Genomic DNA, 26891 nt, shown 5'->3' with positions numbered 1-26891 from the left:
AAGTCTGTACCTTCAATCGTGAAATTGTGCCTAATTTGTCTCATCGCTAACAGCTTCTAATCGTAATTCGGTGGAGTGCTAATGCTTACCGCGCGGAGAATTTCTCAGCTATTTTTTTTGACATTTTTCATCTATTTATTTCTTTACGCTGCATATCCATATGAAAGCTGGATCAATGCAGATCTCTTTTTGAGATCCAGTCCGCTGATTGGCATCGCGACATTTTTAGCTACAAAGATATTGATATCGACTTTAATTGTTGGATTGGTCATATTGGGGTTGTCGCTGTTGATCGGAAGGTATTTTTGCGGCTGGATTTGCCCGCTTGGCACGGTCATTGACTTGAGCGATCGTCTCCATCAAAAGTTCTTGAGGGGAAAGCCCAATACCATCCGTCCGCTTCGCGCTTGGAAGTATTCGATCTTAATTGTGATTTTAATCGCAGCGTTATTTTCGACCCAGGTTATCTGGTTTTTCGATCCGATTGTGATCATCACCAGAAGCATGACTGCTGCGGTGTATCCATTGATTGCCTTTTTGCTTGAATCTGGGCTCAAGTTGCTGCTGTCGGTCGGTATTCTCCAGGATCAATTGTTTTCGCTTTATGATTTATTCCGTCAGCGCATCCTTCCCATCAACCCGATATTTTTTCAGCAAAGCATGACCTTTGCGGTAATTTTTATAGGAATCTTATTATTAGGCTTACTCGCTCGACGATTTTGGTGTCGCTATCTCTGTCCGTTGGGGGCGTTATTTGGATCATTCGCGACATTACGATTCACTCAGGGTATTGCTGTGGCTTCAGATAAATGTATCGATTGTGGCAAATGTCAACGCATTTGTAAAATGGACGCCATCAATGCCGATTATCGGAGCCATGCGCGATCAGAATGCATTGAATGTATGAGCTGTGTGGCAGTTTGTCCCACCAGTGCAATCAGTTATCAGCTCAGGCCCAAATTCGCCCCGCAACGCATCGATATTTCGCGCCGCCGATTTGTGTATTCATCTGCGAGTGGGCTAATTGCTCTTGGCTTGATCAAAACAGGTTTCAAAAATCCAATAGCTACTGGGCAGGTAGTTCGGCCTCCTGGTGCTCTACCTGAGCCAGAATTTTTAAATCGATGTGTGAGATGTCAAGAGTGTGTAAAAATCTGTTCGACTACCGGGGCATGCCTGCAGCCTGGTCTATTGGAATCTGGTTGGGAAGGCCTGTGGACACCACTGGTCAATGCCCGGCATGGTTATTGCGAATATAATTGCAATCTGTGCGGCAAAGTTTGTCCGACTGGCGCCATCCATCCGCTCGAGCTGTCACAAAAGCAACAGTTACGCATGGGGACGGCCTATTTCGACAAAAGCCGCTGCATCCCGTGGTATCGAGGCGAGGATTGTTTGGTATGCGAAGAGCATTGTCCTTTGCCAGATAAAGCTATCAAATTCGACATTCGTGAGGCGCGTCGGCCTGACGGCACAGTTGCTGTGGTGAAATTTCCCTACGTGGATGAAAAATTGTGTATTGGCTGTGGGATCTGCGTGACCAAATGTCCGGTTCCTGGTCCTGGAGGATTGTTTCTAACGAATGCCCATCAACAGCGGTGGGGACAGGAGGCTGAATTTTGAACGAGTAAAAAGTTATGGAATCAGAACCTCTACATGTCGCTTTGGAAGCTGGGGCAGAATTGCCCGGACGATTGCCCGAGTTTGAACGGTTATTACAACGATACTTCAAAGAAAATCAGTTTAACCTCATATTGGATCTTGAAAAAATCAATTTGCCACCAGCGCGGTTTATCGTCACGTTGATTTCTATGACTTCCCAGGCGCGAAGGATGGGAGGAGATATCAAATTGATCAATTTGAAACCAGCAGCGCGCAACAATCTGGTGACTTTTTCGCCTCGCACTTACTTATCGATCGGCTGCTCAGAACAGGAAGCGCTTGAGGAGTTCGGTGAAACTTTTGTTGCCGCTGCGCGGTTTGATATAAGCAATCACACGATTGATGAGCAGGTCACTGTTATTGAGAAACAGAAGGACGAACCTGCGCAGCGATCTGATTCCAACTCCGATAGGGTTCAGCGGTTAATAGCCATTGCTAAAGATCGAATTCGCGTGCCGAGCCAAGCAGAACGGCTCTATGATATCTGCAATTTTGTACTGGATAAGGCAGAACGGGCCGGTTTTGATTTGCGAGAGCGCGGAAAAATTAAAGTCACTATCTATGAAGCGTGCCTTAATGTCGTTGAGCATGCGTATTTTTCTTACCCAGATAACTGGATTGATGTCTATGCTGGCTATGATGATCAGCGATTGGTGGTGGTAATTCAGGATTGGGGAGAAAGCTTTAAATTTGATCCCAATCGACCCTATGATGTGGAGCAAGCGGTGAAAGAGCGGCGGACTGGGGGGTTTGGGTTGCATATTATTCGCCGCTCGGTAGATGAAATAGAGTATCTGAGTGATGAAAAATCAGGTAATCGACTCATTTTAGTCAAATACATCAAGCAAAGCGATCATGGCAACTATAAGACGCAAAAACTCGCTGTATGAAGAGATGAAAAGATTTCAAGAGGAGAAAAAGTTCTATGTTATTATCCTCCTCAGTGTAGGGGTGCTCGGGCTGGTTTTTCCATTGATTCCTGGTCTATTATTGATCGGATTGGCCGTCGCCCTTATGGCTCCAAAATCTGCAGAAGTCTTGCAACAGCGGATCAAGAGGATTATTGAAGCTGTTGCCTCGAATTTGCGTTGAGCACTTGATGTTCAAGTTATTATAAGTCAGCGTTATTTTTGATAACTACGAATATGGAAATTTCATACACGTGATTGACACCAAAATTTGAAAATGAGTTAGGAGGTCATTACCATGCCGATATTTGGTTTATTTTCACCGTTAGAATTTATTTTGATCGTGGTGGGCGGTGCGATCACGCTTTGGGCTCAGATGCGAGTCAAAAGCACATTTGCCAAGTACCATCAAGTTCATTCTCGGCGCGGGATCACAGGCGCGCAGGTAGCTCGAGATATTTTGAGTTTTAACCGTGTTGCCGATGTCGAGGTTGAGGAGACGCCCGGGACTTTGACCGATCATTATGACCCAAAGGCAAAGAAGCTGCGCTTGTCGAGTGAAATCTACCGTTCCTCCTCAGTTGCGGCTTTAGGTGTCGCTGCCCATGAGGCTGGTCATGCGTTGCAGCACCATCATGGTTATGCCCCTTTGCACATCAGAAATGGGATTTTTCCTGTAGCCAATTTGGGATCGCAACTGGCTTTCCCATTGTTCATCGCTGGTTTCTTCTTTCGCTCTGGAACAATGATGGACATCGGGATCTGGCTATTTTTGGGCGCAGTGATTTTTCAGGTCATCACTTTGCCAGTGGAATTCAACGCCAGCAGACGCGCATTGACCCTGTTGGAATCTGGCAATTATCTTTCGAGAGACGAAATTGGGGGCGCGCGGAAGGTCCTCTCTGCCGCTGCATTAACCTATGTTGCCGCCACTGCAGTGGCTCTGATGCATCTGGTCCGATTATTGATCCTGAGAAATTCCAGCGATGAATAGTGGAACTCCAGTTCCAGAGTTTGATAATCGATTCTATTTGACCCCAGAATAAGGAAACGTATCGATGATGTCTGACCTTCAGTTAGCTGACTGTTTATTCCAGCTTATCTGAACATGGCTTTGTAATCGATCAGAATTATAAAGCTCATTCGAGAAGGATAATCACACCATGGCTTGCAGCAAAACTCGAAATCTGAAGATTCGCTATGGCATAATCCTCGTGAGCTGTGTGGCGCTGCTCATCGTAGCAGCGCCATGCTTTTTTATCATGGCTAAAACCCCACCTTCAGGATCGCTGCTTCCATTCCGGTCCGACCAGAGCGACGAGCAGACATTCCCACAATCATTTACAAAAATCGCCAAGAAAGTCATTCCGACTGTTGTTGCAATCAATAGCGTGATGACGGTTTATGCCAATGAACTCTGGAACGAACAATTTGGCAACATCGAACTGAAAGAATTTTTCGAGGATCGTTATCTCCATATTCCCTTGCCCAAAGAATTTCGTCAGAAAGGGAGTGGCTCTGGTATAATTGTGACATCAGATGGTTACATTTTGACCAATATGCATGTAGTAGAAAAAGCCGAACGGATTACTGTTACCTTGGCAGATGATCGTAGTTTTGAGGCTAACCTTGTCGGAGCAGATCCTTTGACTGAATTAGCCGTTATCAAGATCGCTGCGGATCATTTGCCCGTGGCTCAGTTTGGCAATTCCGATTCAGTGGAGATCGGAGAATGGGTATTGGCCATTGGCAATCCGCTCGAGCTTCGTTCTACCGTAACAGCCGGCATTGTCAGTGCCCTGGGAAGAGATATCAATATCATTTCGGATAGTTTTGGCGTCGAGAATTTCATTCAGACCGACGCTCCTATTAATCCTGGCAACAGCGGCGGTCCACTAGTGAATCTTCGCGGCGAAGTTATTGGCATTAATACAGCCATTGCCACCCAGTCGGGGTACAACCAAGGCTACGGATTTGCAATTCCGATCAATTTAGCCCAAGAAATCATGAAAAAACTGATTCAGCATGGCTATGTGATTCGAAGCTATCTTGGTATTTCGATGCAGGACGTCAACGAAAAGATCGCTCGCGCAATGGGATTAAAATATCCGTTTGGCATCTTTATCGATCATGTGGCTGAGGAAAGCCCAGCCGAACGAGCTGGAATCCAAGAAAAGGATATTCTTGTAAAAATCGACCATCAAGTGGTCAATAAAGGCAACATTGTTCAAAGCATTATTGCTCAGAAGCGACCTGGAGAGGTCGTCTCGCTCACTTTATTACGAGGTGATCGAGTGTTAAAGATTCCGGTCACCCTGGCAGAGCGAACTGGATCTCGAACTCCCATCAGTTTTCCGAAACCGGCGCGAAAGTTCCGCAACTTGGGTTTGGAGGTTGAAACCATCACCAGTCGGTTAGCCGAGCAAATGAACTTGAAAATGGGAGAGGGGGTTTTGGTGGTCTCGGTTCAGCAATTCAGCCCTGGGCATGATGCTGGCATTCAACCAAACGATATAATTCTGGAAATCGATAGCCGAAAGGTTGCTTCTGCAGCAGAGTTTGAAAATCTTATTAGCCAACTGGATCAAGGAAAAGTGCATATTTTTAAAATGAGAAGGGGCGAAAATTGCTTTCATTGTTTTGTTGAGGTATTATGAGGTGCCCATTCTATTCAAACGGCTCACTGAGATTGTCACCGTTTTCGGCAGCACCAGCATGATATACCCCCTTTAATCTGGAAGTCGTTTCAATTGGGATTCGTGAGCCGTTTCCATAAAAATTCTCGCCAGCAGCCTCGCCTTTAAAATTTTATGCTCGTTCGATCGAATGTTCAATTTCAAAAAGCTAAATTCTATTGCTTATAAAATCTTGAATCCTGCAAATGGTCAGAGGGATTAACTCGTACATTTTAGGCTGAGAAAAGTTTCCTTTTTTTCCAATTTCCTTCAAAGCGAAAATTTTGCCAGCTTCTCAACCGAACCGTTCCTGAGTCAAAATCACGAACAGTGAGGAATCTGCCTATTTCATGCAATCGTTTGATCGACCAGATTGATCCATGCCAAAATTCTCGTCGAAATGATAAGCTTTACTTATTTGCTGAAATTGACCAGCATTTGGAGTTTGCTGAGCACTTTAATAGGAACAATTATTCAAGTTGGTCTGCCAATTTGACAGGGTTTGTGTGGATGATACATCGATAAATGAATTCGCTGTCTTTAAAGAAAAACAGGACGTTAAACAGACCGAGGCATGTGGCACAGTGTTTGTAATTAAATAGGAAAAAATCGAAAATAAAAAATCAATCTAGAGGAGGCAGCTATGTACCGAGGAATGTTTTTCTATCCATGGCATGATCTGAGAAATTTGAGAAAAGAAGTGCATCGGGTGGTCAAAGATTTTTTGCGAAATGAACCGGAGTGGGAATCTGGCTACTGGCAACCGGCAGTTGATTTGGTGGAAACGGATGATGCCTACATTGTCATCGCAGAGATTCCTGGGGTAAAACGCGATGAAATCAAAATCAGTATGAATGAGAACAACTTACGGATCAGTGGTGAGCGGAAGCCATTGCATGATCTGAAGCAGCATCTTCGCTCCGAGTGCTATTATGGCCCATTCCGTCGGTCGATCCATATTCCAGAGGAGGTGAACAAAGAGAAGATCACCGCGAAATATGAGAATGGGTTGCTTGAGGTCACTTTACCACGGCAGAGGAAATCTGGCGCTCAGGAGATAAAAATTGAGGTCAATTAATTGATGGAGTTGATGGATGGTAGAGAAAAAAGAACATGACCAAGAATTCGAGATAAAAATCACCGATGAAACGGCAGACGGTAGCAAGAATGCTCAAGAGGTGGCGGATGAGAAAAAGATAGAGTCGGCCGAACCGCAGGCGCAGAAAAACGCTGCGAAGGAGTCTCCAGAGAAGAATAATTATGTGGAGCAATTGCAGCGGTTGCAAGCCGAATTTATGAACTATAAGAAGCGAGTTGAGAAAGAGCGTTTGGAACTTTCGAACTTGTTTAAAAGTGAATTGGTGGGTTCGCTGCTGCCTGTAATTGACGATTTCGAACGAATGCTGAGTCATGTCGATTCCAATAATAATCAGAGTGAATTTTTCAATGGGTTGAAATTAATATATCAGAAGATGATGGACATCTTGACAGGACATGGGCTGAGGCGCATCCATGCGAAGGGACAAAAATTTGATCCGGAGCTCCATGAGGCAATAATGAGCGAAGATAATCACCACGATGGTGATGCAATTGTTGCAGAGGAATGGCGCTCTGGATATCAATTTCACGATCGGTTGTTGCGTCCAGCCCAGGTGAAAGTGATTAAAGTGGAGAAGGTAGCTGAGAACTAACGATGCCCAAGCGAGATTATTACGACATATTAGGAGTAAGCGAAAATGCCTCGGATGAAGAGATCAAGCGGGTGTATCGCGAGCTTGCCAAGAAATATCACCCAGACAAGAATCGGGGGGATAAATCAGCCGAGGCAAAATTTAAGGAAATTTCCGAGGCCTACAATGTGCTCCGGGACCCGGCCAAACGGAAACAATACGATCAAATGCGCAAATATGGCGCATTTGCTGGAGGTTCGACCGAAGGCTTCGGCGGCTTCGACTTTAGTCAATTTTGGCGTCCTGGTGCTTCTCACCAAGGACGTTCGGGGACTTTTTCGTTCGAAGATCTGTTTGGATTTGGTGGATTGGGGGATATTTTCGGTGATTTCTTTGATTTCGGTGATCGGTTTCGCAAAAGCCAAGCTGGGAGGAGCGAGAAGGGCGAAACCTTATACCACGATTTAACCATTCCGTTTGAGCTTGCCATCAATGGCGGGAAGCAGGTGATCAATGTTGCCCTGGAGGAGCCGTGTCAAAGCTGTGATGGGACTGGGGCTGCAAAAGGGAGCAAACCAAAGACCTGCCCCGATTGCCATGGTCGCGGAACGATCTCGTTCTCCCAGGGCTTTTTTGCTGTTAACCGAACCTGTCCTCGCTGTTTCGGACGGGGTACGATCATCGAACGATCTTGCCCTGTGTGCGCTGGCACTGGGGTGGTTCGAACAAACAAAAATCTGTCGATTACGATTCCGCCAGGAATTGCCGAGGGAACAAGGCTGAAACTGAAAGGCCAGGGTGCTGCAGGGATCAAAGATGGGCCGCGAGGCGATATTTACATCACCCTGCATATAGCTCCTCATCGTTTCTTTAGGCGAGAGGGAAACGATATTTATTGTGAAGTGCCATTAGATATCATTCAGGCGATTAAAGGCACCAAAATTCGCGTGAAGACAGTCTATAATCAAAAAGTCGATTTGAAAATCCCACCTGGAACCAAGGACGGCAAAACATTTCGGCTGAAAGGATTGGGAGTCAAGAGCAAGACAGGAACTGGCGATCAATACGTCACAATCCGGGTCATCAGACGGGCGAATTTGACCGAGGAGGAACGGAAAATCGTCGAGCAATTTGAAAACAATGGTCGGTTCTATTGAGAGTTTCTGGAATAAGTAATAGGAGAAAATGGTCTAATCAATGACCCAATGCGGTTAGATCATTTCAGGTTTAATTGAGCGATTAATATGCAGGTTGCTTCTTTGTGGGATTAAAACACCTGATAAGCTATGCATGGAGCGATGATCGGCTTCAGCGCTTTTTGAGAAAAGTTCAAGAACGCAACAAAATTGTCTTTGAATCGTTAAATTAGCAACCAAAGACGATCAATAGATTTTCATTAGGAGGAAAACGAGATGGCAATGTCAAACCGAAATATCGCCTTGCTGGTATTGGTCGGCATTCTCGGTGTAATTGCTGGCCTTATTATTTCAGCAAATTTTAATTTCATCTTCAATGGATTTGCTTCAAACGAACCAGCAGCGACAAAGAGTATCCAGGCTGATTACCGAGCTGCGGACTCCCCAGCGAGCATAATGCCTGCTGATCCACAGCTATCCAGCAGCGATGCGCTGGTTCAGCTTGAGCAAGCATATATTCAAGTGGCTGAAAATGTCAAACCGTGGGTGGTGACCATTACCAGTGCTAAAATTATCCGTTATCGACAGTTTTTTAACCCTTGGGATGAATTTTTTAATTTTTTTGGAGAACCCGACCAACGGCGAAGGCGCGATGATAGTGGGGAACGGGAATTCCGGCAGGAAGGTTTAGGATCTGGGGTAATTGTCAGCTCAGACGGGTATATTCTGACCAACAATCATGTCGTGCAAGAAGCTGATGAAATCCGTGTCATCACGGCGGATAAAAAAGATTATGTCGCTAAACTCGTTGGACGCGATGAGAAAACGGACGTCGCAGTGGTGAAAATAGACGCTAAAAATTTGCCTTTTGCCCGAATGGGTGATTCTGATAAAATAAGGGTCGGACAAATTGTTATGGCAATCGGCAATCCGTTCAGCCAACAGTTGCAACAGACAGTGACGGAAGGGATTATTAGTGCAAAAGGACGATCCAACATTGGTATTGCGTCTTATGAAGATTTTATCCAGACCACCGCTGCCATCAATCCTGGTAATAGTGGTGGAGCGTTAGTGAATTTGAGAGGGGAGCTCATCGGAATTAATACAGCCATTGTCTCTCAGTCTGGAGGTTTTAATGGCATTGGATTCGCCATTCCGATCAACATGGCGCGGCGCGTCATGGAAATTTTAATTGATAAAGGGTATGTGGTCCGCGGATATCTTGGAGTGACACCCCAAGCCATAGACGAAGAAATGGTTCAGGCGCTCGGGCTGGAAAATTCGCAAGGCGCTCTGATTGCCAGTGTTGAAAAAGGGACACCGGCCGATAAAGCAGGTTTGAAAGAACAAGATGTCGTGCTGGAAGTTGACGGTCGCAAAGTTGTCGATGATAATGATTTTCGCTTGAGGATAGCGGAACGAAATCCTGGGGATAAGGTAAGGCTGAAAATCGTTCGCGATGGAAAGATCAAAGAGATTACAGTGACATTGACCGAACGACCGGATGACCGTCCGCCTGCTCAAATGTCAGCCAGAGAGACTGAGAAACTGGGGATCCGAGTGGCGAATCTCACCAGAGAACGTGCGCGTCAATACGGATTCGAGGACGATGAAGAGGGTGTTATTGTAGTTGGCGTCGATCAAGGTAGCGCGGCATCTCGTAAAGGTATTCGGGTAGGAGATTTAATCATCTCGGTGAATCGTCAGCCGGTGACCAATGTCAGAGAATATGAATCGATCATCGATGAATTAAAGCCCGGAGATGTGGTGTTTATGAGACTCAAAAGGGTGATTCGAGGAACTGTAAACCATTTTTATGTCACGATTCGAGTTCCTCGATAACCCTCGACGAGTTATCTGAGTAACAAGCTATACTTTTTAGAAAAAACAGAAAAAAAACTTTAAAAGCGAATTTGCCAATCGAACGCTCCGTGAAAAAATTGCTTCTCAATCTCGACAAAACAATCATGAAATTTTTGCTGGGTTTGTTCGGTTGGCAAATTTCCATTAGCTGGTTAAAGCGTTTCTGATTGGGTAAAAGGTAGGATGATAACGAAGTGGAGTTGTAGCGATGCCGACGTACGATTATCAATGTGAGGTATGTGGATATCATTTTGAGCATTTCCAATCGATCACTGCTCGTCCATTGACGAATTGTCCTAAATGCAATGGTCAGGTGCAGCGATTAATAGGTCCTGGCAACGGTTTTCTGTTTAAAGGGAGCGGTTTTTACATCACGGATTATCGAAGTCCGAGCTATAAAAGCGAAAAACAAAAGGAAGAAGGAAGAAGTTTTTCCTCTGAGTCAACCAGCTCCTCGAAAACAGATGATGCCTTTGGTAGTAAAACAATGTCAGAAAAAGCTGCCAAAAAGGCAGAATGATGGCAAAGTGCCGTCTTGGCCACTTTGCCATCCCTTGCTGGGCAAACTTATAAGTGCATGAAATATCGCTTATTGTAAGTTTGCCTTTTTTATTTTTTCATGGCATGGTATTTGCAAAAATTAGCTGCAAGGTGAATTAAGAATAGTTTAGAGAAAATCGGAAAGATTTTGTGATATAAATTGAAAACAATGAGGAGGCAGTTCATGGGCAAAATAATTGGCATTGATCTTGGAACGACGAATTCTTGTGTGGCGGTCATGGAAGGTGGGGAGCCAGTCGTTATTCCGAACTCGGAAGGCGGCCGTACCACACCTTCGGTCGTTGCTTTTACTAAGGATGGCGAACGACTGGTTGGGCAGATCGCCAAACGACAGGCGGTTACCAATCCTAAAAACACCATTTATTCGATCAAGCGGTTTATGGGACGCCGATATGATGAGGTGAAACGCGAGATTGAGGAAGTTCCGTATGAAGTGGTTCGCGGCAAAAATGATGTGGCACGAGTCAGGATTGGTGATAAGGAATATTCGCCTCAAGAAATTTCCGCCATGATCTTGCAGAAGATGAAGCAAACGGCGGAAGATTATCTTGGACAGAAAGTCACAGAGGCGGTTATTACTGTCCCAGCTTATTTTAATGATAGCCAACGCCAGGCGACGAAGGAAGCGGGGGAGATCGCAGGGTTAAATGTTCGGCGCATCATCAATGAACCAACAGCTGCATCCTTGGCGTACGGTTTAGATAAAAAGAAGGATGAAAAAATTGCGGTGTTCGATCTGGGTGGAGGAACGTTCGATATTTCAATTCTGGAGATCGGTGATGGTGTATTTGAAGTGAAATCGACCAATGGTGATACCCATCTCGGTGGTGACGATTTCGATCAGCGGATCATCGACTGGATGGTGGATGAATTTTTAAAACAAGAAGGTGTCGATCTCTCTAAAGATCCAATGGCGTTGCAACGATTAAAGGAAGCAGCAGAAAAGGCGAAATGTGAATTATCAACGGTTACGCAGACCGATATCAATTTGCCGTTTATCACAGCTACGAATACTGGCCCGAAACACTTGAGCATGACACTAACTCGTGCGAAGTTCGAGCAACTGTGTGATGATCTATTCCAAAAGCTGCGAGGGCCATGTGAGATTGCGCTCAAGGATGCTGGCTTGACGGAACGCGATATCGATGAGGTGGTGTTAGTCGGTGGTGCGACCCGAATGCCTCGCGTCCAGGAGATCGTCCGAGAAATATTCAAGAAAGAACCGCATAAGGGAGTCAATCCTGATGAAGTGGTAGCAATCGGTGCTGCTATTCAAGGCGGAGTGCTGGCTGGCGACGTCACTGATGTGCTGCTGTTGGATGTCACGCCGCTATCTTTGGGAATTGAGACCCTAGGTGGTGTGTTTACCAAGTTGATCGAGAAGAACACCACAATCCCGACCAGGAAGTCGGAAATCTTCTCTACGGCGACAGACAATCAGCCTTCAGTGGAAATCCATGTGTTGCAAGGTGAACGCGAAATGGCGGCGGATAACCGAACGCTGGGTCGATTCCATCTGGACGGTATTCCACCTGCCCCGCGAGGCGTTCCGCAAATCGAAGTTACGTTCGATATCGACGCCAACGGCATCTTGAACGTTTCTGCTAAGGATAAAGCCACTGGTCGAGAACAATCGATTCGAATTGAGGCTTCGACCGGACTGACCAAAGAAGAGATTGAGAAAATGGTTGCTGACGCCAAGGCTCATGCGGCTGAAGATCGAAAGAAACGCGAGTTGGCTGATCTAAAGAACCAAGCGGACCAGATCGCCTATCAAACTGAGAAAAATTTGAGGGAACTTGGCGATAAAATCGATAGCAGCTCGAAATCCAAACTCGAAGCTGCGGTCGGTCGCGTCAGAGAAGCGATCAAGTCGGATAATACCAACGAGATCAAATCCAGTATGGAAGCATTGAACCAGATTTGGAACGAGGTTTCAGCCAAGCTCTATCAGCAACAAGCTGGCAGCGGTGCTGGCGCTCAGCAGAGTGGTGCTCAGTACGGTGCAAGCCAAGGTTCGAAAAGTGACAAAGATGTCGAAGAAGCAGATTATGAGGTAGTTGATGACGAGAAGAAATAAGGTCCGGTTCTGCTTCGATGTGTAAACCTGATTGAAAGGCGAGGTAAAATTTTACCTCGCTTTTTTATTTTGAAGATGGCCTAATCGACGTTCTGATTTATTGCTTGGTCAATGGTCCGATCAGGGCAATTTTGAAAACTGTTCTTTCATCATCTCCTAAATTATAATTACCAAGGAACTTTTAGTTGAATTCTTCAGCCGATTCAATGATCAATTTGCGAAATGATTGCAAAAAAAACTTGACATGAATAACTTATTTGTCTATCTTTGACGCGTAGATTGCATTGATTTCAAAAAAAAGCGGTTTTGTTTTTTAGGTATTCAATGAAAGCAAATTTTGCTGCCGAAGTTTCAAAGCACCATGAGCGAGGCTCGAGATTTTTAATTAGTGCTAAAACGAAAACTCCGCTTATTGTTAATTGACCCGCCAGTTGGCGGAGAGAAATCTGTAAGTCTAACAATGCAATTGTCACCAGATTCCTCACTTCGTTCGGAATGACTTTTCTAATTCAAATGTAATGGTTTTCGTTCAGGGACTAATAAGTCTTGTCCCGAGTGAACATGGAAATGAGCTAGGAGAAGCTGGGTTTTGCAGTAAGACTTGAGTATATTAAAAAATCAGAATGAAGCATGGAGCAAAAGATCAGCAAATCGGCATTGGATCGGCTGGGAATAACCCGACGCGAGTGGTTAAAAGCGCTGGCTGGGATTCCCGTGCTGATCGGTTTTATCTTTGCGTGGGTGAAGAAAATCTTTTATGATCGTTCACGGAAACGACAATTATTGGAGGAATTTTCTGAGAGCGGCGCGGGATCTGTGACCTCTGTTCGATCGGAGTCCGGAGCAGGGATTGAGCTGATACGAATTGGCATCATTGGTTTCGGAACGCGGGGGGAGCAGCTTGCTCGGGCGTTAGGATTCGCGCATCCCGAATGGATCGCCTCAGTAAGGCAGCAGGCGGAACAAAACAGATTGAATCGGACCTGGCAGGACTGGGAGCTTCAAGAGCCATTGTATGTGGTCATTACTGGCATTTGCGATGTGTTTGATCTGCGCGCTGAACGAGGGCTAGCGCTTGTCCCTAATAGTGCAGTGCGCAACAGCGTCTCAGGCTCGTTGCCGCGTCCAAAACGATTCTGGACGTATCAAGAATTGCTTTCCAGCGATGAGATCGATGCGGTGATCATTGCCACGCCTGATTTTCATCATGCACAAATGACCATTGATGCTGCCAATGCCGGAAAGCACATCTATTGCGAAAAATGTCTCACGCGGACCGAGGACGAGCTCCATAACGTTGTGGCAGCGGTCAAGGCAAGCCAGCGCCGCAACGGTATCATATTTCAATTGGGCCATCAATATCATCAAAGTGAGGCGTTTGCTAAAGCTCGGGAAATTGTTGCAAAAAATATTCTCGGTAAAATTACTCTTGTGGAAACTACCACCAATCGCAATACTCCAGATGGCGCCTGGATCCGTCACTTGGATGCCAACGGCAATCCCAAACCTGGTGATCCTCAAAGCATCGATTGGGATCAATGGTTGGGACCCAGTCCTAAAGTCCCGTTCAATATCGATCGATTCTATAATTGGACCAAATGGTGGGCTTATGGCACTGGACTATCTGGCCAATTGCTCTCTCATGAAATCGATGCAGTGAATCAAATCCTCGGCACCGGGATTCCCAAATATTGTATGGCCTCAGGAGGAATTTATTTCTACAAGGACAATCGGGAAATCCCAGATGTGTTTCATGCAGTCTTCGAGTTCCCAGAAAAACAGTTAACCATGATTTACAGTGCCTCGCTAGCCAGCAGCGTAAATCGTGGTCGTATATTCATGGGGCACGATGGTTCAATGGAGCTGGGAGCAAGCCTAACCGTCATGGCCGATCGCGAAAGCACTCGTTATATTGAGAAAATCCGCCAAGGCATACTTGATCCATCCCTTCCATTGTTCGCCTATCGACCGGGTCTGAAATCCATCGATCCTATTACCTCTGCCAGCGAAAAATTCTACCTGGATCGCGGCCTTACCTATACTTATCGTAACGGCAAGCCGATGGACGTTTCGCATCTGCACCTAAAAGAATGGTTGGAATGTATTCGCAGTGGCAATCAACCAAGTTGTGATATCGATAAGGGCTTCGAAGTGACTATCGCCTGTCACATGGCAACACGCTCTTATCTTGAACAGCGCAGGGTAGAGTGGGATCCAGTGCAAAAGAGAATCATATAGTCGTAGACGATTTTCGCTGTGAAAAATTTTGGGAAGGTGCTCAGAATTGACCAGAGTGATGTTTATTGGCGGCTGAATTCGCTCAAAACAACATGTTGTTTGCGAGAAGAATATCGATTGTAAAGCTTGTGGAAATTCTTATTGTCGAAAGCTTCGGATTTTTTCAATAAATCATTTGAAGATGTCGATCGAACGGATAAACCAAAAAGAGAGGTAAAGGCATGAAGTCGGTATACGTGGTGTTGCTCATTGGTGCGATTTGCATATTCTGGGGCGCAAAATTAGAAGCGCAGACGCAATTGACTCGTGAGGAAGTGCGCCAGGGCTGGAGATTGTTGTTCGATGGCGTCAGCTCTCAGGGGTGGAAAAGCGCTCAAGGGCAGAATTTTCCAGAGCGAGGCTGGGAGATCAAGGACGGCGAGCTTACGGTTTTGGCTGGCGGAAAAGGAGGCGATATCGTCACGGTGGAGCAATTCAGCAGCTTTGAACTTGCGCTTGAATTTAAATTAACGCCAGGAGCGAACAGCGGGATCAAATACTTTGTTCAGCCTGGTACCTCTTTGGGACTGGAGTATCAAATTTTAGATGATGAACGGCATCCCGATGCCAAACAGGGGGTTTGCGGGAATCGAACGCTGGCCTCGCTGTACGATTTGATCCCAGCGGAGAACAAACAGGTTCGGCCAATCGGGGAATGGAACCAGGCGCGCATTGTAGTGAACGGCAGCCTGGTTGAGCATTGGCTTAATGGCGTCAAAGTGGTCTCGTTCGATCGATTCTCTCAATGTTTTCGGGCATTGGTTCAAAAGAGCAAATACCAAAATATTGAAGGTTTTGGGCAACAAGAGCGAGGCCACATTTTGCTTCAAGATCATGGTGATACCGTCTCTTTCAGAAATATCAAAATTAGGCCGCTTTGATCAATTAACTCAACCAGCACTCCTGTCAAAGATAGATAAAATAGAATCCTGGATTCTTGCAAATTTAATCGATCAGCAAATTGCCTGAATTCGTTTTCTGCGGAGGGAAAATGATACGCAACAGTCGTCGTGAATTTCTTACTTCATTGTCCATAGGAGCTCTGGGGGCAGCATTGTCCGAAGTTTTTGTTGTTAATCCATTACTGGCTTCGAAGAGATCTGCAAGTTCGGGGCGCTTGACCGAACGGATTAAATTTACGCTTGGGATTGCTTCTTACACTTTTCGGCGCTTTAATCTGGAACAGACGCTGGCCATGACCCGGAGGCTGGGCATCGATCACATTGCTTTCAAAGATTTTCATCTCCCGCTGGATAGCAGCGAAGAGCAAATCAAATCGGTAGCAAATGCAGTTCAGCAAGCTGGCTTGAAGTTATATGGATGCGGTGTAGTTTATATGAAGAACACAGCGGAGGTATTACGGGCTTTCGAATATGCCAAAGCTGCCGGAATGGAGTTGATCATCGGCGTTCCAGAACATGATCTGTTGGGATTGGTCAATGAGAAAGTTCAACAGTTCGATATCAAGCTGGCGATCCATAATCATGGCCCAGGAGATGAGCGCTATCCCAGCCCTGAGTCCGCATACGAGCGGATCAAATCATTGGATCGCAGGATTGGGCTGTGCATCGATATAGGGCACACCCAGCGGCTCGGCCAGGATCCTGCTGAGGCGATTCGGCGATTCGCCGATCGGTTGCTGGATGTGCACATCAAGGATGTGTCTGCTTCAAACAAAGAAGGTACAACGGTCGAGATCGGCCGAGGTGTGATCGATATTCCACGTGTGCTAAGGACGTTGATCCAAGTAAATTACAGCGGCGTGCTCGCCTTCGAATTTGAAAAGGATGAGACAGATCCACTGCCTGGAGTGGCTGAATCGGTTGGATTTGTGCGGGGAGTGTTAGCTACAGTTTAGTGCGATCGATACATTCCTTATGGCTAAATCGTTCCTCTCAGCGGATTTGACTCAACAATTTTGGAGTGAACCGAAGATTCGATCGAATACCAGAGATGAAGTTTGGATTAATTTTGCTCTTAAATGGATAGGTGGCTCCAGTTTTCCGTATCTTTGAAAATGAATAAATTCGGGGTTTATTCAGCGAGGCGACAATGAAACATTATGGAATAATGGTGCTCTTATTTTTAATAACAACGTCTTGTGAGTCACTTCACAAAGAGAAATCGAGCTTTGTTGGGATGCCTGGAGAGGTCAAAATCATGACCCTTGACCCGGGCCATTTTCATGCTGCCCTGATTCATAAAAAAATGTACCCTGAAGTTTCCCCTCAGATCCATATCTTTGCCCCAAATGGCCCTGATGTCCAGGAGCATCTCCGGCGCATCGAAGCTTATAACCGTCGCTCCGAAGATCCCACGCGCTGGGAGACCATCCTATATCTCGGGGATGATTATCTCGAACGGATGTTGCGACTTCGACCGGGCAATGTGGTGGTCATCTCTGGCAATAACCGCAGAAAGACCGAGTACATCAAGGCTTGCGTGGCAGCCGGACTGCATGTGTTGGCTGATAAACCGATGTGCATGAATCGGGAGGGATTCAATTTGCTCCGTGAGGCTTTTGATCTGGCTCAGCGAAAAGGTGTGTTGCTTTACGACATCATGACCGAGCGATATGAGATCACCACGATGCTTCAGAAAGAACTGATTCATATACCCGAAGTTTTTGGCGAGTTACAGGTCGGATCCCCAGAACAGCCATCCATCATTAAAGAAAGTGTCCATCATTTTTTTAAATACGTTTCAGGTCAGCCGCTGAAGCGACCAGGCTGGTATTTTGATGTTAAGCAGCAGGGCGATGGTCTCGTGGATGTGACAACTCATCTGGTGGATCTGGTGCAGTGGGAATGTTTCCCAGAGCAAATCATCGATTTTGAGCACGAGATTGAACTTGTTGATGCGAGGCATTGGCCAACACTGGTGAGTCCTGGCCAATTTCAACAGGTCACCCAATTGCCCGAGTTTCCAGATTATTTGAGGCCATATTTGAATGAATCTGGCGAACTGGCTGTATCTGCGAACGGCGAGATAGTCTATAAAATTCGAGGGATTCATGTCCGGATCGCAGTGAGCTGGGAATTTCAAGCCCCGGACGATGGTGGAGATACGCATTATTCGCTTATGCGCGGCAGCAAAGCGGATGTCGTGATTCGGCAAGGCAAAGAACAGCACTATCGACCAGAACTTTATGTGGAGCCTGCGGATCTCGGACAGCCCGAAGCGATAGCCCATGCGTTGGAGAGTACCATTTTGAAGCTCCAATCTCAATATCCTGGCATTGCTATGCAGCCCACGCCCAAAGGCTGGCAAATTATTATACCCGACAGCTTTCGCGTAGGGCATGAGGCGCATTTCGCCCAGGTCACCGAAAAATTCCTGCAATTTTTAAAAAATGGGAAACTGCCGGATTGGGAATGGGCTTATATGATGGCTAAATATCACACAACCACCGCAGCTTTAGAACTGGCATTGAATGAACATTAAATAGAGCCAATTACCAAAAAATTGATTGGCGAAATATTATCTATAACATGAGCCAACCTTAGTTGATTTTTACGAGGTTTCAAAACTTAATCCGTCCCCACGGATGATAGACTTTATCATCGGTATTGAAGAATCCATCGGGGGGATCAAAAATATTTTCACGGGTGATAAGGTAACAACGGATAAAAATATCCGCGGAAGTTTTTTCATTGGTGGGGAAGAATCCAAGGGGGTCAAGAAATATTTCCCTGGACTATAAGACAACAACGGATAAAAATATTCGCGGAAGTTTTATCATCAGTGGGGAAAATGTGCAAGGCTTAAAAAAGGCGTTCCCGCAGATAGCGGGAGTGATATCGATGAAATTTGGGGAGGAGCCATGGATTTAACTAGGCGAAACTTCATAAAAGCGATGGCCGCCTCGGCGGCTGGGCTGGCGGTTTTTAGGGGGAGCCCCGGCTGGTCTGCTAAAAGTTATGGTAAAATTTTAGGTGCTAACGACCGGGTTCGAGTCGGTATCGTGGGGTTTTCCGATCGTGCTAAGGATGCACTGATCCCATGTTTTTGGGATCACAGCGCGGAATTGAATTTCGAAATTGTGGCCGTTTCGGATATCTGGAACCGTCGGCGGGAGGAGGGGTTAGCGTTTGTCTCTCAAAAAACCGGGCAGGCCGTGAATGCTGCGCGCAATAATGAAGAGCTATACGAAAAACACCGGCCAGACGCAGTCATCATCAGCACCGCTGATTTTCAGCATGCGCTGCATACCGTCGAGGCTGTGCAAGCTGGATGCGATGTTTATGTAGAAAAGCCGTTTGCGGAAACCATGGCGGATAATCGTCTGGCGCTTCAGGTGGTGAAACAGAGCGATCGGATCGTCCAAGTGGGGTCGCAGCGCCGCAGCGGGGCCAATTATATCGCAGCCAATCAATATATCAAATCAGGCAAATTTGGTCCAATTACCTTTGTTGAGATGACCTGGAACGTCAACCAGCCAGGACGTTGGCGTCGGCCTCATCTCGTGGCTGCTATCAAAGAAACCGATACCGATTGGAAACGCTATCTAATGAATCGGCCGTATGAGCCATGGGATCCCAGAAAATACATTGAATATCGTCTGTTTTGGCCTTACTCCTCTGGAATTCCCGGTCAATGGATGTGTCATCAGATCGATACAGTTCATTGGTTTACTGATTTGCCCTATCCGCGCAGTGTGGTTGCTGGTGGAGGCATCTACGTCTGGAAAGACGGGCGCAAAAATTGCGATACATTGACCGCCGTATTCGACTATGGCCCATTGGATGATCCGAGCACTGGATTTCAGGTTGTTTATTCATCTCGGATGCATAACTCTGCCGGCGGCGTGAAAGAATATTATTTTTCCAATGGAGGAAAACTGGATTTGGACCGAAATTTAGTGACCAATGAAGGCGGGTTGACGGAGCGCGATGCAGCCGCCATAGGAATGCCAGCGAATTTGCTCGAGCAGTTTCAATTACCTGAGACCCGGGTAGTTACCAGCGCCGCGACCGGCACAGATCCCATGACCTCGGCTCATATGCGAAATTGGATGGAATGTGTGCGCTCCCGAAAGCAGCCCAACGCGGATGTGGTCGCCGGTTACCATCACTCTATTGCCACGATCATGACCAATGCTGCTTTGCGCACTGGGCAACAAGCCACTTTTGACGCTAAAAATCAGGAAGTATTGGCTGGAGGTAAACCGTTTCAATATTAGCTTATCCATTTAGGGCAAGGCCATTAGACAACAGAGTTGTCAGTTGGCCGCCTCACGACCAGCTTCGGTCAGTTCTCTATCCATAAGCTTTTCCGTTTTGCAACCAAATTTCATCAGCCCCGGCTTTGCCCAGTCACAGAGCTGATCATTTTTTAATCGGGATCATGGCGCAGTTTTCCCCGGACGTTCCAAAAAAGACAAATTTGGAAGCCCGGGGATTCTAGCATAAAGGAGCTAAGTGGTTGCATTTTTCTGCGCTGTCGCTTCCATTTTTTTCCGCAGGCTCAATGGTCGCATATCGGTCCACACTTCTTTGATGTAAGCCAAGCATTCGGCTTTAGGCCCGACTTTACCTACATCCTTCCATCCGAGTGGGTTTTCGCGATCCGCTGGCCAAATAGAATATTGCTCCTCATGATTGACAACTACTTTGTAGATCGTCGTGTCTTCTTTTTCTTCTCGATACATATTTTCTACCTCTTATTTTGATAATTGATATTACATTTTATTTCTGAAATTGCCATGCAATTTTCGAGTTGATTTAGATGACGGGTGAATAAACTGCTAAATTCGTTGTATAAATGTCATTCCGAATGAAATGAGGGATCTTGCTGACTTGGGAATATTGCATATCAAGATTTCTCCTCGCCAACTGGCACGTCGAAATGACCGAAAGGTGAGCTTTCATTTGAGAATTAAATTGAATCTTTCGAACATTATCGATTTTTCTTAAATGCAGTCATTCCGAATCCCGATTTATCGGGATGAAGAATCTATCACTCCCTTGTCCTTTATCGTTGTTAGATTCCTCGTCCCGCTCGGAATGACATGGAGTTATGAAAGGCTAAGCTTTTCAGACGAACCTAAATAGCCTAAAAAATCTTTAAAGAACTGGAGTTCAGCGACGTTTCTCGGCACTGGGCTCTTACGTTTCTTCGAAGGTCCATAGTGTCTCCCCAATAGCAGCAGCATGTTAAGTGATCATGGCTCATTCATATTTCGGCACCTCAAATTTAAGCACTTCGGTACAGAATTTAATCCATTCTGGGGTCACCTGATCGAAGATCACATTCTTATCCTCAAAAATACTATCGCAGACTACATAGGTGTCATGCAAATAAAGAAAATCATCATCGGTTAATTTTCTTGGGACCTCGATCTCGGAGCCGTTGACGGTTTGCTTTTCAAGCCGAGCATTGGCGCTGTTTTCTGACCAATTTGGATACTGACGAAAAGCCGCGACACTGTAAGCCTTACAATAATTCGACATTATTTCCTCCACAGTTGATTCAGCAATGATTCGGTCAAAAATCCGAAAAATTCCGTTCTTAGAAAATAGCTTGATTTATGAACATTACTATTTTATTATTGATCGCGCGATGCATCTGGTTATACTTCTTTGATCGATGGAGCTGATCACATGACCAGTGATGAACTTTAGAGTTACAGCAAAGATGCTAAAGCTTCGAAAGAAATCCAAAATATCAAAATATTGTTCTAAACAATAAATTTAGATCATACATCATAAAATTTTTATCATTCATTTCTGCTCAGCACGATTCATCAGTCTGATCGAGAAGGCTGGCAAGCTTGACAATATCTTACATCTTTCTTTGTTTCTATCAAATACGAGCGAAATTGGATAAGTTATCTATCGCGCGAAAATGCTACTCGTTCCCCAAGGCCAATTCAGCGGCTGATGAGATAGCCGATTGCTCGTTGAGCTCATTTGCCATTGGTTCATAAGAAAGATAGGCGCGATAATTTTGATTGAGGGCGATGAGCATAGATGAAACTGCCATAATCGCGCCGCAGAATACAAATATCATAGGCAGATCTCGATGGATCAGATCGGCAACGATGCCAGACAATCCCATGGCGACAGGAGTCACGGCGCCGACCAGGGTGGTGAGCACGCCGAATACTCTCCCGCGGATCTCGCTGGGAGTGGTCCATTGCAAGATCGTGGTGATATTGACACTGATATAACCGCTAAAAAACCCGCCGAAAAATGCCAGGGCAAGGGCTAGGTAAATATGACCTGCCAATCCCAACAAGCCATGAGCGGCTGAAGTCAAAATAATGAACAGGATCATCAGTTTTCCTCTGATTTGACCAGACGACTTGCTTGCCCCAGCGAAGATGTAGCCCAGAATTGATCCGATACTGTAGCAGGCCAGTAGCACACCGAACCACTGGCGATAGTTGTCTCCAAGGTTTAGGTGCGCCTTTACAAAAAATGGTAATAAAATAATGATGGGCACGGTAAAAAAGTTGATCAGGGTAGCTGCGAGAATCACTTCTCGGAGCCCTTTCTGATGCCAGATGTAACGAAAGCCATCAATCAGCTCCTGTTTGAATCCCACCAATTGTTGCCGCCAACCGCCAGTTCGTCGATTATTTCGGTGCGGGATCGATATAAAAGATTCACTGATCGCTGAGAAGTGATAGGAAATCCCATTCAACAAGAAGATCAACGGGGCGCCAAGCAAGGTATAAAGAAAACCCCCTATGGCCTGGCCGATCAATTGCGATAACTGCATCGAGGAGCGACTTAGGGTGTTGGCACCGACAAGTCGTTCTTTGGGAACTAAATCTGGGATGGCAGCCGAAATGGATGGGAAAAAGAACGATCCAACGATCGCGACAAGCACCGAGGCAATGAATAGCCCTGCGATAATGAGCTCGGTCCGCTGCGGTGCATAAAACACCAATGCAGCAAGAGCCAGCATCACTAGCCCGCTCAGTACGTCGCTGAGAACAATAATGTGTTTGCGGGAATGGCGGTCGGCCACTGTCCCCCCGATCGGTCCCAAAATCAATGCTGGGATACTAGCGACCATGGCGATGACCCCCATGAGCGTGGTTGATCCTGTGGCTTCGACGATCCATAGGATCATACCGATTGAAAAAATTTGGGTGCCCAGGTTGCTGACTGCCTGGCCTTGCCATAATAGCAAAAAATTCTTGTTCATCAATTTTTCAGGATTGCTCATTCAGATCTTCCTTCAATAATTTGTTGCATGAGTTGGAGATTTTTTTTCAATTCAGCAATGAAATCCGCATTGGGAATTGACCATTTCACCGATGGCATCATGGTCATGATGATCCGATCGGCCATCATTTGGTAATGCAAGCCGAAGTATTTCACATAGGGCAATCGAATTCCTGGTCGCCCGACCACTGGCACCTCAGGATAAATTTCTGGATGAGAAACGATCACCTCTCGCTGAAATGCTGGTCTGAACAAACCGAATAGCCGAAGCAGCGCCATCACCAGAATCAGGACGAACTGAATATAACGTCTTTTCCAAGTTGAGCTGGATACCAAATAAAGTCCGATCAGCGAATCCAGCGAGAGATGCGATCGAGCTTGCCGACAGGCGCTCACCTGAGAGGCAATAGCGGCTTCGAGTAATTGTCCTGCGCGCTTCGGATCGAATGTCGCTTGGTCAAGGTAAGTCACCAGTTGGATCACTTCGGGAGTGGTGACGACTGCATCGGTCAGTCCCATGCATCGGTAACGAGATAATGTTAAAAACTGCCGCATCTCAACCATTTTGCCCGTGAATTTCTTGGTTGTCAGTTGGAGCGCCACCATGAAGATGGGCACTCCATCCAAACCCCGAGCAGAAAAATAGCTGCGTCCGCAGCCAGCGATCTCAAACGTGGCTGGCTGATGATCGACGATCCGATTCAAATCGTACTGAGCCTGTTGAATGAATCGCGGGGCAATCGACCAGTACAACTTTTTTGCGGAAGGGGCATTGCCCTCTGACCAGCCATCATTGATTTCCACCCTAGCCGCACGACGTTTGATTTCCGATGCCGCCCGCATCATCGTGTTCCCATCCACATAGGTGCTGAAGTTACAAGTGATACAAGCACGCGCATTCCCAAAGACGATGATCTGCAAGCTAGCATGATACCAGCGATTGGCAAAATTGCCGCCATGGCCGATTCTTGCCGCTTCGGCATAGCTCGATGGTTTATCATCGAGATCAAGGCAGAGGATCAGAAAACTATGCTGCAATAGTTTCAGCGAACGTCGGTTCAATTCGATCCGCTGAAGCTGCCGAAAGATTCTCATCTGCGTCGGATGATCAGCACCTGTCAAGATCCCCGGCGGTTCAGTCGATTGACTGGGGGCCGCTCGTTCTACAATTTCCTCGAGCGCCCGTTTGATGGAAGCTGGTCGCCAACTTGTCGGATCGCCCAGCTCCAACGCATGTTGTTGCCCGTGAATGAGCACCACAATATGCGAATGATTTGCGCTTTTCAATATGCGCGGCCGTTTTCCATCGATAATCAGACAGGTGGAAAACAAGTTCGGATATTGTCCCATTTCCAGTGTATTTCCGCGGTATCGATCTGGCTCGAGCCGAGCCGACACGATATCCTGATACAACTGTCCGGCAGCGATTAACAAGGTAGTCGCCCGATCTAACGGTGGCAACTGGCGAGCGTCGTCCTCCAATGCCAACGTAGCGGAAACGACTGGCGCAAATAAATACCCACCTCGTAGATCGCACCTTCTGAGCAATAGTTCAAGTCGCTCAGGGAGTGTCTTTTGAAATTTTAAAAAGCCAGAAATCCTTAGGCCAAGCCGACTGAGCGAATGCGCCAATGCGCTCGATTTTAAGCCAACTCTTGCCAACGAACTCATATCCCCGAGCTCGGGCAACGGGATCAAAGGTGGTTTAGGATAACCAGGAATCAGTTCGTAAATATCAGAAGAGCGCTCTAAATGAGAAAGAATCGTCTCCATCGCGATTTTCCTACCAATATGGCTCGATGCTTTTATTCAGAGATCGCTTTCATGTTTCTGTATGAACCTGCCTAGATTTCATTCGATGATAACGAATTTTTCAACGCAACAAGATCATTTTGTTGGATTCCACTTTGTCATTCATTTTCAAACGATAAAAATAAATACCGCTATTCTGACCAGTCGCATCCCAAAACACTTGATGAGTTCCAGCAAAAAGCGATTGATCAACGAGCACAGCCAGCTCCTGACCCATCATGTTATAAACCTTGAGCGATACCTGACTGCTCTCTGGAAGATCGAAAATGATGGTGACCGTCGAGTTGAATGGGTTGGGATAATTGCGGCTTACCCGCTGATCTGATTTGCGGCTATAATTGGCCGCGATGACATTGTTGTTTTGCTCATATTTGATGATAGTGACGCTGCCAGCATTCATCTCGATACCAGTGCTCCCAGCGACATAAATGTCTCCAGATCGATCCAGTTGAATCGCGATGCCAGCGTCGTCGGATTTGGAGCCGCTATCATAGCGGGCTGCCCATTGGAGCGCCCCATTCCGATCGTATTTCAGTGTAACGAAATCCGACCCTGAAGCGTCCCCCATGCTCTGACCAGTGACGTAGATATTGTTCTCGCGATCCAGCGCCAGACCAGCCGCGCGCTCCCAGGAATTGCCCGGCCCATTATATCGGGCGAGCCATAGCTGTTTCCCATTCTGATCGTATTTGACGGTGACAAGATCACTATTGGGATTGAACAGATCACTGCCGATTGTGCCAGTGACCACCACATTTCCCAATGCGTCCACCGCTAGGCCGCTGATATTGTCTTGAAGGTTCTCATCGCTGTTGTATCGCGCTACCCATTGCAATTCGCCAGCGTTATTGTATTTGAGCGTAGCGTAATCCAATCGAGTGCCGTTGCCCGTGCTGGCACCAGCAACATACACATTATTGCCAGCATCCAGGACTAAATGGGTAGCGACGTCTTGGGAATTCGCTGGTCCGTTGTAGGTCACTGCCCAGACCTGTTGGCCCTGAGCATTATATTTGATCGTGATGAAGTCAGTTTGAATGGCAGAGCCCCAACCAGCCCGACCACTGCCAGTTGCACCAGTTACGTAAACGTTCCCTTCCAAATCAATAGCAATGGCACTTGCCATATCCATGGATCCCGATGATCCATCGTAACGGGCCAACCATTGCTGTTGACCCGCAGAATTATATTTGATGGTGACGATGTCAGGAAATGGCACCCAGCCGCCAGCATTGCTGAAGCCGATCACGTATACATTCCCGGTTTGATCTACGGCCACGCCAGTAGCTTCGTCCAAATTGTTAGCAGGGCCGTTGTATCGGGCAACCCATTGTTGAGCACCATTCCGGTCCAATTTTATTGTGACAAAATCGTCCAACCCATTTGCCGCTGCGCTGCTCCCAGTGACATAAATATTTCCCTGCTGGTCAATGGCCATAGCGGCCGCATGGTCGTCCCCATTGTTTGTTCCATTATATTGAGCACTCCATTTCAGTTGGCCAGAACTGTCGTATTTCACAATCAAATAATCAAAATCACCATGCGCTGTACGGCTGTTACCTATTACAATCACATTGCTCGAATCGTCCAATGCCATTGCAACGGCCAGGTCGAGCTGTGCGTTGCTCGAATGAAAATGGCGGACCCACGTTTCTTTGACCATCGCAGTGCTGGTCACTGTGGTGCTCCCGATTAACATCAGGCTGATGAGGATGAGTTTTGTTTTCATATAAGCTCCTTGGTTAAATGAATGTATAAATCATCGAATCAAATGATTCACTGATTTTATATGAACCCTAAAATGAAAAGTGATGAGCAAAAACAAAATTTACCCACGAAATACTCGAAAGATTGTGGAAGATGATTTTCAAATCTGAATTTGATCGTTTTCCCGTAGTCGACGGGCAAAAATATTTTTCCTTTGCTCGATTAATTCAAAATTTCGGAAGCAATATGTGATACCTGCTTTCGCAGGAATGACCTTATCTAATTACTGATTCATTCAGACTTCCCTTTAAACCTTAGCAAAACCAGCCGTCGAGCACTGGGGTGAGCCATCTACCGTTCTTT

Annotated in this window: 21 protein-coding genes; 16 read left to right on the top strand and 5 right to left on the bottom strand. The window is 46.3% G+C overall.

What is annotated here, in order from left to right:
* Window positions 1–189: 189 nt before the first annotated feature.
* The 16 genes from ONB37_13985 (at window position 190) to ONB37_13910 (ending at window position 20014) form a co-directional block, all read left to right on the top strand.
* Complete coding sequence (locus tag ONB37_13985) at window positions 190–1623, top strand: 4Fe-4S binding protein (GenBank protein ID MDZ7401267.1); 1434 nt, start codon at window positions 190–192, stop codon at window positions 1621–1623.
* A gap of 14 nt (window positions 1624–1637) precedes the next feature.
* Window positions 1638–2552: an ATP-binding protein gene (locus ONB37_13980; GenBank protein MDZ7401266.1), complete on the top strand. Its 915-nt coding sequence runs from the start codon at window positions 1638–1640 to the stop codon at window positions 2550–2552.
* A gap of 4 nt (window positions 2553–2556) precedes the next feature.
* Complete coding sequence (locus ONB37_13975) at window positions 2557–2754, top strand: hypothetical protein (protein MDZ7401265.1); 198 nt, start codon at window positions 2557–2559, stop codon at window positions 2752–2754.
* Between the two features lie 114 nt (window positions 2755–2868).
* On the top strand, window positions 2869–3564 hold the full coding sequence (locus ONB37_13970; protein MDZ7401264.1) for a zinc metallopeptidase: 696 nt from the start codon (window positions 2869–2871) through the stop codon (window positions 3562–3564).
* Window positions 3565–3733: 169 nt separating this feature from the next.
* Entirely contained in the window at window positions 3734–5227 is a 1494-nt protein-coding gene (locus tag ONB37_13965; protein MDZ7401263.1) for a Do family serine endopeptidase, read from the top strand.
* Between the two features lie 661 nt (window positions 5228–5888).
* Window positions 5889–6323, top strand: a complete 435-nt coding sequence (locus tag ONB37_13960) for an Hsp20/alpha crystallin family protein (protein ID MDZ7401262.1) — start codon at window positions 5889–5891, stop codon at window positions 6321–6323.
* A gap of 16 nt (window positions 6324–6339) precedes the next feature.
* The gene (locus ONB37_13955) at window positions 6340–6936 is read left to right on the top strand and encodes a nucleotide exchange factor GrpE (GenBank protein MDZ7401261.1); all 597 of its coding nucleotides are present in this window, start codon (window positions 6340–6342) and stop codon (window positions 6934–6936) included.
* A gap of 2 nt (window positions 6937–6938) precedes the next feature.
* Window positions 6939–8072, top strand: coding sequence for a molecular chaperone DnaJ (dnaJ, locus tag ONB37_13950; GenBank protein MDZ7401260.1), 1134 nt, complete (start codon window positions 6939–6941; stop codon window positions 8070–8072).
* Between the two features lie 255 nt (window positions 8073–8327).
* Window positions 8328–9893 (top strand): DegQ family serine endoprotease, encoded by a 1566-nt coding sequence (locus tag ONB37_13945; GenBank protein ID MDZ7401259.1) that lies wholly within the window; start codon window positions 8328–8330, stop codon window positions 9891–9893.
* A gap of 229 nt (window positions 9894–10122) precedes the next feature.
* A complete protein-coding gene (locus ONB37_13940; GenBank protein ID MDZ7401258.1) occupies window positions 10123–10434 on the top strand; it encodes a zinc ribbon domain-containing protein in 312 nt (103 codons plus the stop codon).
* A 204-nt stretch (window positions 10435–10638) separates the two neighbouring features.
* Window positions 10639–12555, top strand: a complete 1917-nt coding sequence (gene dnaK, locus ONB37_13935) for a molecular chaperone DnaK (GenBank protein MDZ7401257.1) — start codon at window positions 10639–10641, stop codon at window positions 12553–12555.
* 630 nt (window positions 12556–13185) lie between these two features.
* Window positions 13186–14793, top strand: coding sequence for a Gfo/Idh/MocA family oxidoreductase (locus tag ONB37_13930; protein MDZ7401256.1), 1608 nt, complete (start codon window positions 13186–13188; stop codon window positions 14791–14793).
* Window positions 14794–15014: 221 nt separating this feature from the next.
* On the top strand, window positions 15015–15713 hold the full coding sequence (locus ONB37_13925) for a DUF1080 domain-containing protein (GenBank protein MDZ7401255.1): 699 nt from the start codon (window positions 15015–15017) through the stop codon (window positions 15711–15713).
* A 110-nt stretch (window positions 15714–15823) separates the two neighbouring features.
* Window positions 15824–16690 carry a sugar phosphate isomerase/epimerase gene (locus ONB37_13920; GenBank protein MDZ7401254.1) on the top strand — a complete coding sequence of 289 codons (867 nt, stop codon included), beginning with the start codon at window positions 15824–15826 and terminating at the stop codon, window positions 16688–16690.
* Window positions 16691–16992: 302 nt separating this feature from the next.
* Complete coding sequence (locus ONB37_13915; GenBank protein ID MDZ7401253.1) at window positions 16993–18276, top strand: oxidoreductase; 1284 nt, start codon at window positions 16993–16995, stop codon at window positions 18274–18276.
* Window positions 18277–18655: 379 nt separating this feature from the next.
* The gene (locus tag ONB37_13910) at window positions 18656–20014 is read left to right on the top strand and encodes a Gfo/Idh/MocA family oxidoreductase (GenBank protein MDZ7401252.1); all 1359 of its coding nucleotides are present in this window, start codon (window positions 18656–18658) and stop codon (window positions 20012–20014) included.
* Between the two features lie 234 nt (window positions 20015–20248).
* Here ONB37_13910 and ONB37_13905 read toward each other — a convergent pair whose 3' ends face one another.
* The 5 genes from ONB37_13905 to ONB37_13885 all read right to left on the bottom strand — a co-directional run bounded on the left by ONB37_13905 (window position 20249) and on the right by ONB37_13885 (window position 26550).
* A complete protein-coding gene (locus ONB37_13905) occupies window positions 20249–20482 on the bottom strand; it encodes an MbtH family protein (GenBank protein MDZ7401251.1) in 234 nt (77 codons plus the stop codon).
* Window positions 20483–21002: 520 nt separating this feature from the next.
* Window positions 21003–21284: a hypothetical protein gene (locus ONB37_13900; GenBank protein ID MDZ7401250.1), complete on the bottom strand. Its 282-nt coding sequence runs from the start codon at window positions 21282–21284 to the stop codon at window positions 21003–21005.
* Window positions 21285–21681: 397 nt separating this feature from the next.
* Window positions 21682–23010, bottom strand: a complete 1329-nt coding sequence (locus ONB37_13895; protein MDZ7401249.1) for an MFS transporter — start codon at window positions 23008–23010, stop codon at window positions 21682–21684.
* On the bottom strand, window positions 23007–24782 hold the full coding sequence (locus ONB37_13890) for a choline/carnitine O-acyltransferase (protein ID MDZ7401248.1): 1776 nt from the start codon (window positions 24780–24782) through the stop codon (window positions 23007–23009). Before ONB37_13890 ends, ONB37_13895 begins: the two co-directional genes overlap by 4 nt.
* Before the next feature lie 100 nt (window positions 24783–24882).
* The gene (locus ONB37_13885; GenBank protein MDZ7401247.1) at window positions 24883–26550 is read right to left on the bottom strand and encodes an SBBP repeat-containing protein; all 1668 of its coding nucleotides are present in this window, start codon (window positions 26548–26550) and stop codon (window positions 24883–24885) included.
* Between the last annotated feature and the right edge of the window lie 341 nt (window positions 26551–26891).

The sequence above is a fragment of the candidate division KSB1 bacterium genome, assembly GCA_034506395.1.
In the GTDB taxonomy this organism is placed as follows: domain Bacteria; phylum Zhuqueibacterota; class Zhuqueibacteria; order Thermofontimicrobiales; family Thermofontimicrobiaceae; genus Thermofontimicrobium.
This window is presented reverse-complemented; position numbering and strand designations above follow the sequence as displayed.

Bases quoted from the DNA above. Each gene is read 5' to 3' on its own strand.
- ONB37_13980 (MDZ7401266.1), top strand. From the start codon at position 1,638: ATGGAATCAGAACCTCTACATGTCGCTTTGGAAGCTGGGGCAGAATTG.
- ONB37_13975 (MDZ7401265.1), top strand. From the start codon at position 2,557: ATGAAAAGATTTCAAGAGGAGAAAAAGTTCTATGTTATTATCCTCCTC.
- ONB37_13970 (MDZ7401264.1), top strand. From the start codon at position 2,869: ATGCCGATATTTGGTTTATTTTCACCGTTAGAATTTATTTTGATCGTG.
- ONB37_13965 (MDZ7401263.1), top strand. From the start codon at position 3,734: ATGGCTTGCAGCAAAACTCGAAATCTGAAGATTCGCTATGGCATAATC.
- ONB37_13960 (MDZ7401262.1), top strand. From the start codon at position 5,889: ATGTACCGAGGAATGTTTTTCTATCCATGGCATGATCTGAGAAATTTG.
- ONB37_13955 (MDZ7401261.1), top strand. From the start codon at position 6,340: ATGGTAGAGAAAAAAGAACATGACCAAGAATTCGAGATAAAAATCACC.
- dnaJ (MDZ7401260.1), top strand. From the start codon at position 6,939: ATGCCCAAGCGAGATTATTACGACATATTAGGAGTAAGCGAAAATGCC.
- ONB37_13945 (MDZ7401259.1), top strand. From the start codon at position 8,328: ATGGCAATGTCAAACCGAAATATCGCCTTGCTGGTATTGGTCGGCATT.
- ONB37_13940 (MDZ7401258.1), top strand. From the start codon at position 10,123: ATGCCGACGTACGATTATCAATGTGAGGTATGTGGATATCATTTTGAG.
- dnaK (MDZ7401257.1), top strand. From the start codon at position 10,639: ATGGGCAAAATAATTGGCATTGATCTTGGAACGACGAATTCTTGTGTG.
- ONB37_13930 (MDZ7401256.1), top strand. From the start codon at position 13,186: ATGGAGCAAAAGATCAGCAAATCGGCATTGGATCGGCTGGGAATAACC.
- ONB37_13925 (MDZ7401255.1), top strand. From the start codon at position 15,015: ATGAAGTCGGTATACGTGGTGTTGCTCATTGGTGCGATTTGCATATTC.
- ONB37_13920 (MDZ7401254.1), top strand. From the start codon at position 15,824: ATGATACGCAACAGTCGTCGTGAATTTCTTACTTCATTGTCCATAGGA.
- ONB37_13915 (MDZ7401253.1), top strand. From the start codon at position 16,993: ATGACCCTTGACCCGGGCCATTTTCATGCTGCCCTGATTCATAAAAAA.
- ONB37_13910 (MDZ7401252.1), top strand. From the start codon at position 18,656: ATGGATTTAACTAGGCGAAACTTCATAAAAGCGATGGCCGCCTCGGCG.
- ONB37_13905 (MDZ7401251.1), bottom strand. From the start codon at position 20,482: ATGTATCGAGAAGAAAAAGAAGACACGACGATCTACAAAGTAGTTGTC.
- ONB37_13900 (MDZ7401250.1), bottom strand. From the start codon at position 21,284: ATGTCGAATTATTGTAAGGCTTACAGTGTCGCGGCTTTTCGTCAGTAT.
- ONB37_13895 (MDZ7401249.1), bottom strand. From the start codon at position 23,010: ATGAGCAATCCTGAAAAATTGATGAACAAGAATTTTTTGCTATTATGG.
- ONB37_13890 (MDZ7401248.1), bottom strand. From the start codon at position 24,782: ATGGAGACGATTCTTTCTCATTTAGAGCGCTCTTCTGATATTTACGAA.
- ONB37_13885 (MDZ7401247.1), bottom strand. From the start codon at position 26,550: ATGAAAACAAAACTCATCCTCATCAGCCTGATGTTAATCGGGAGCACC.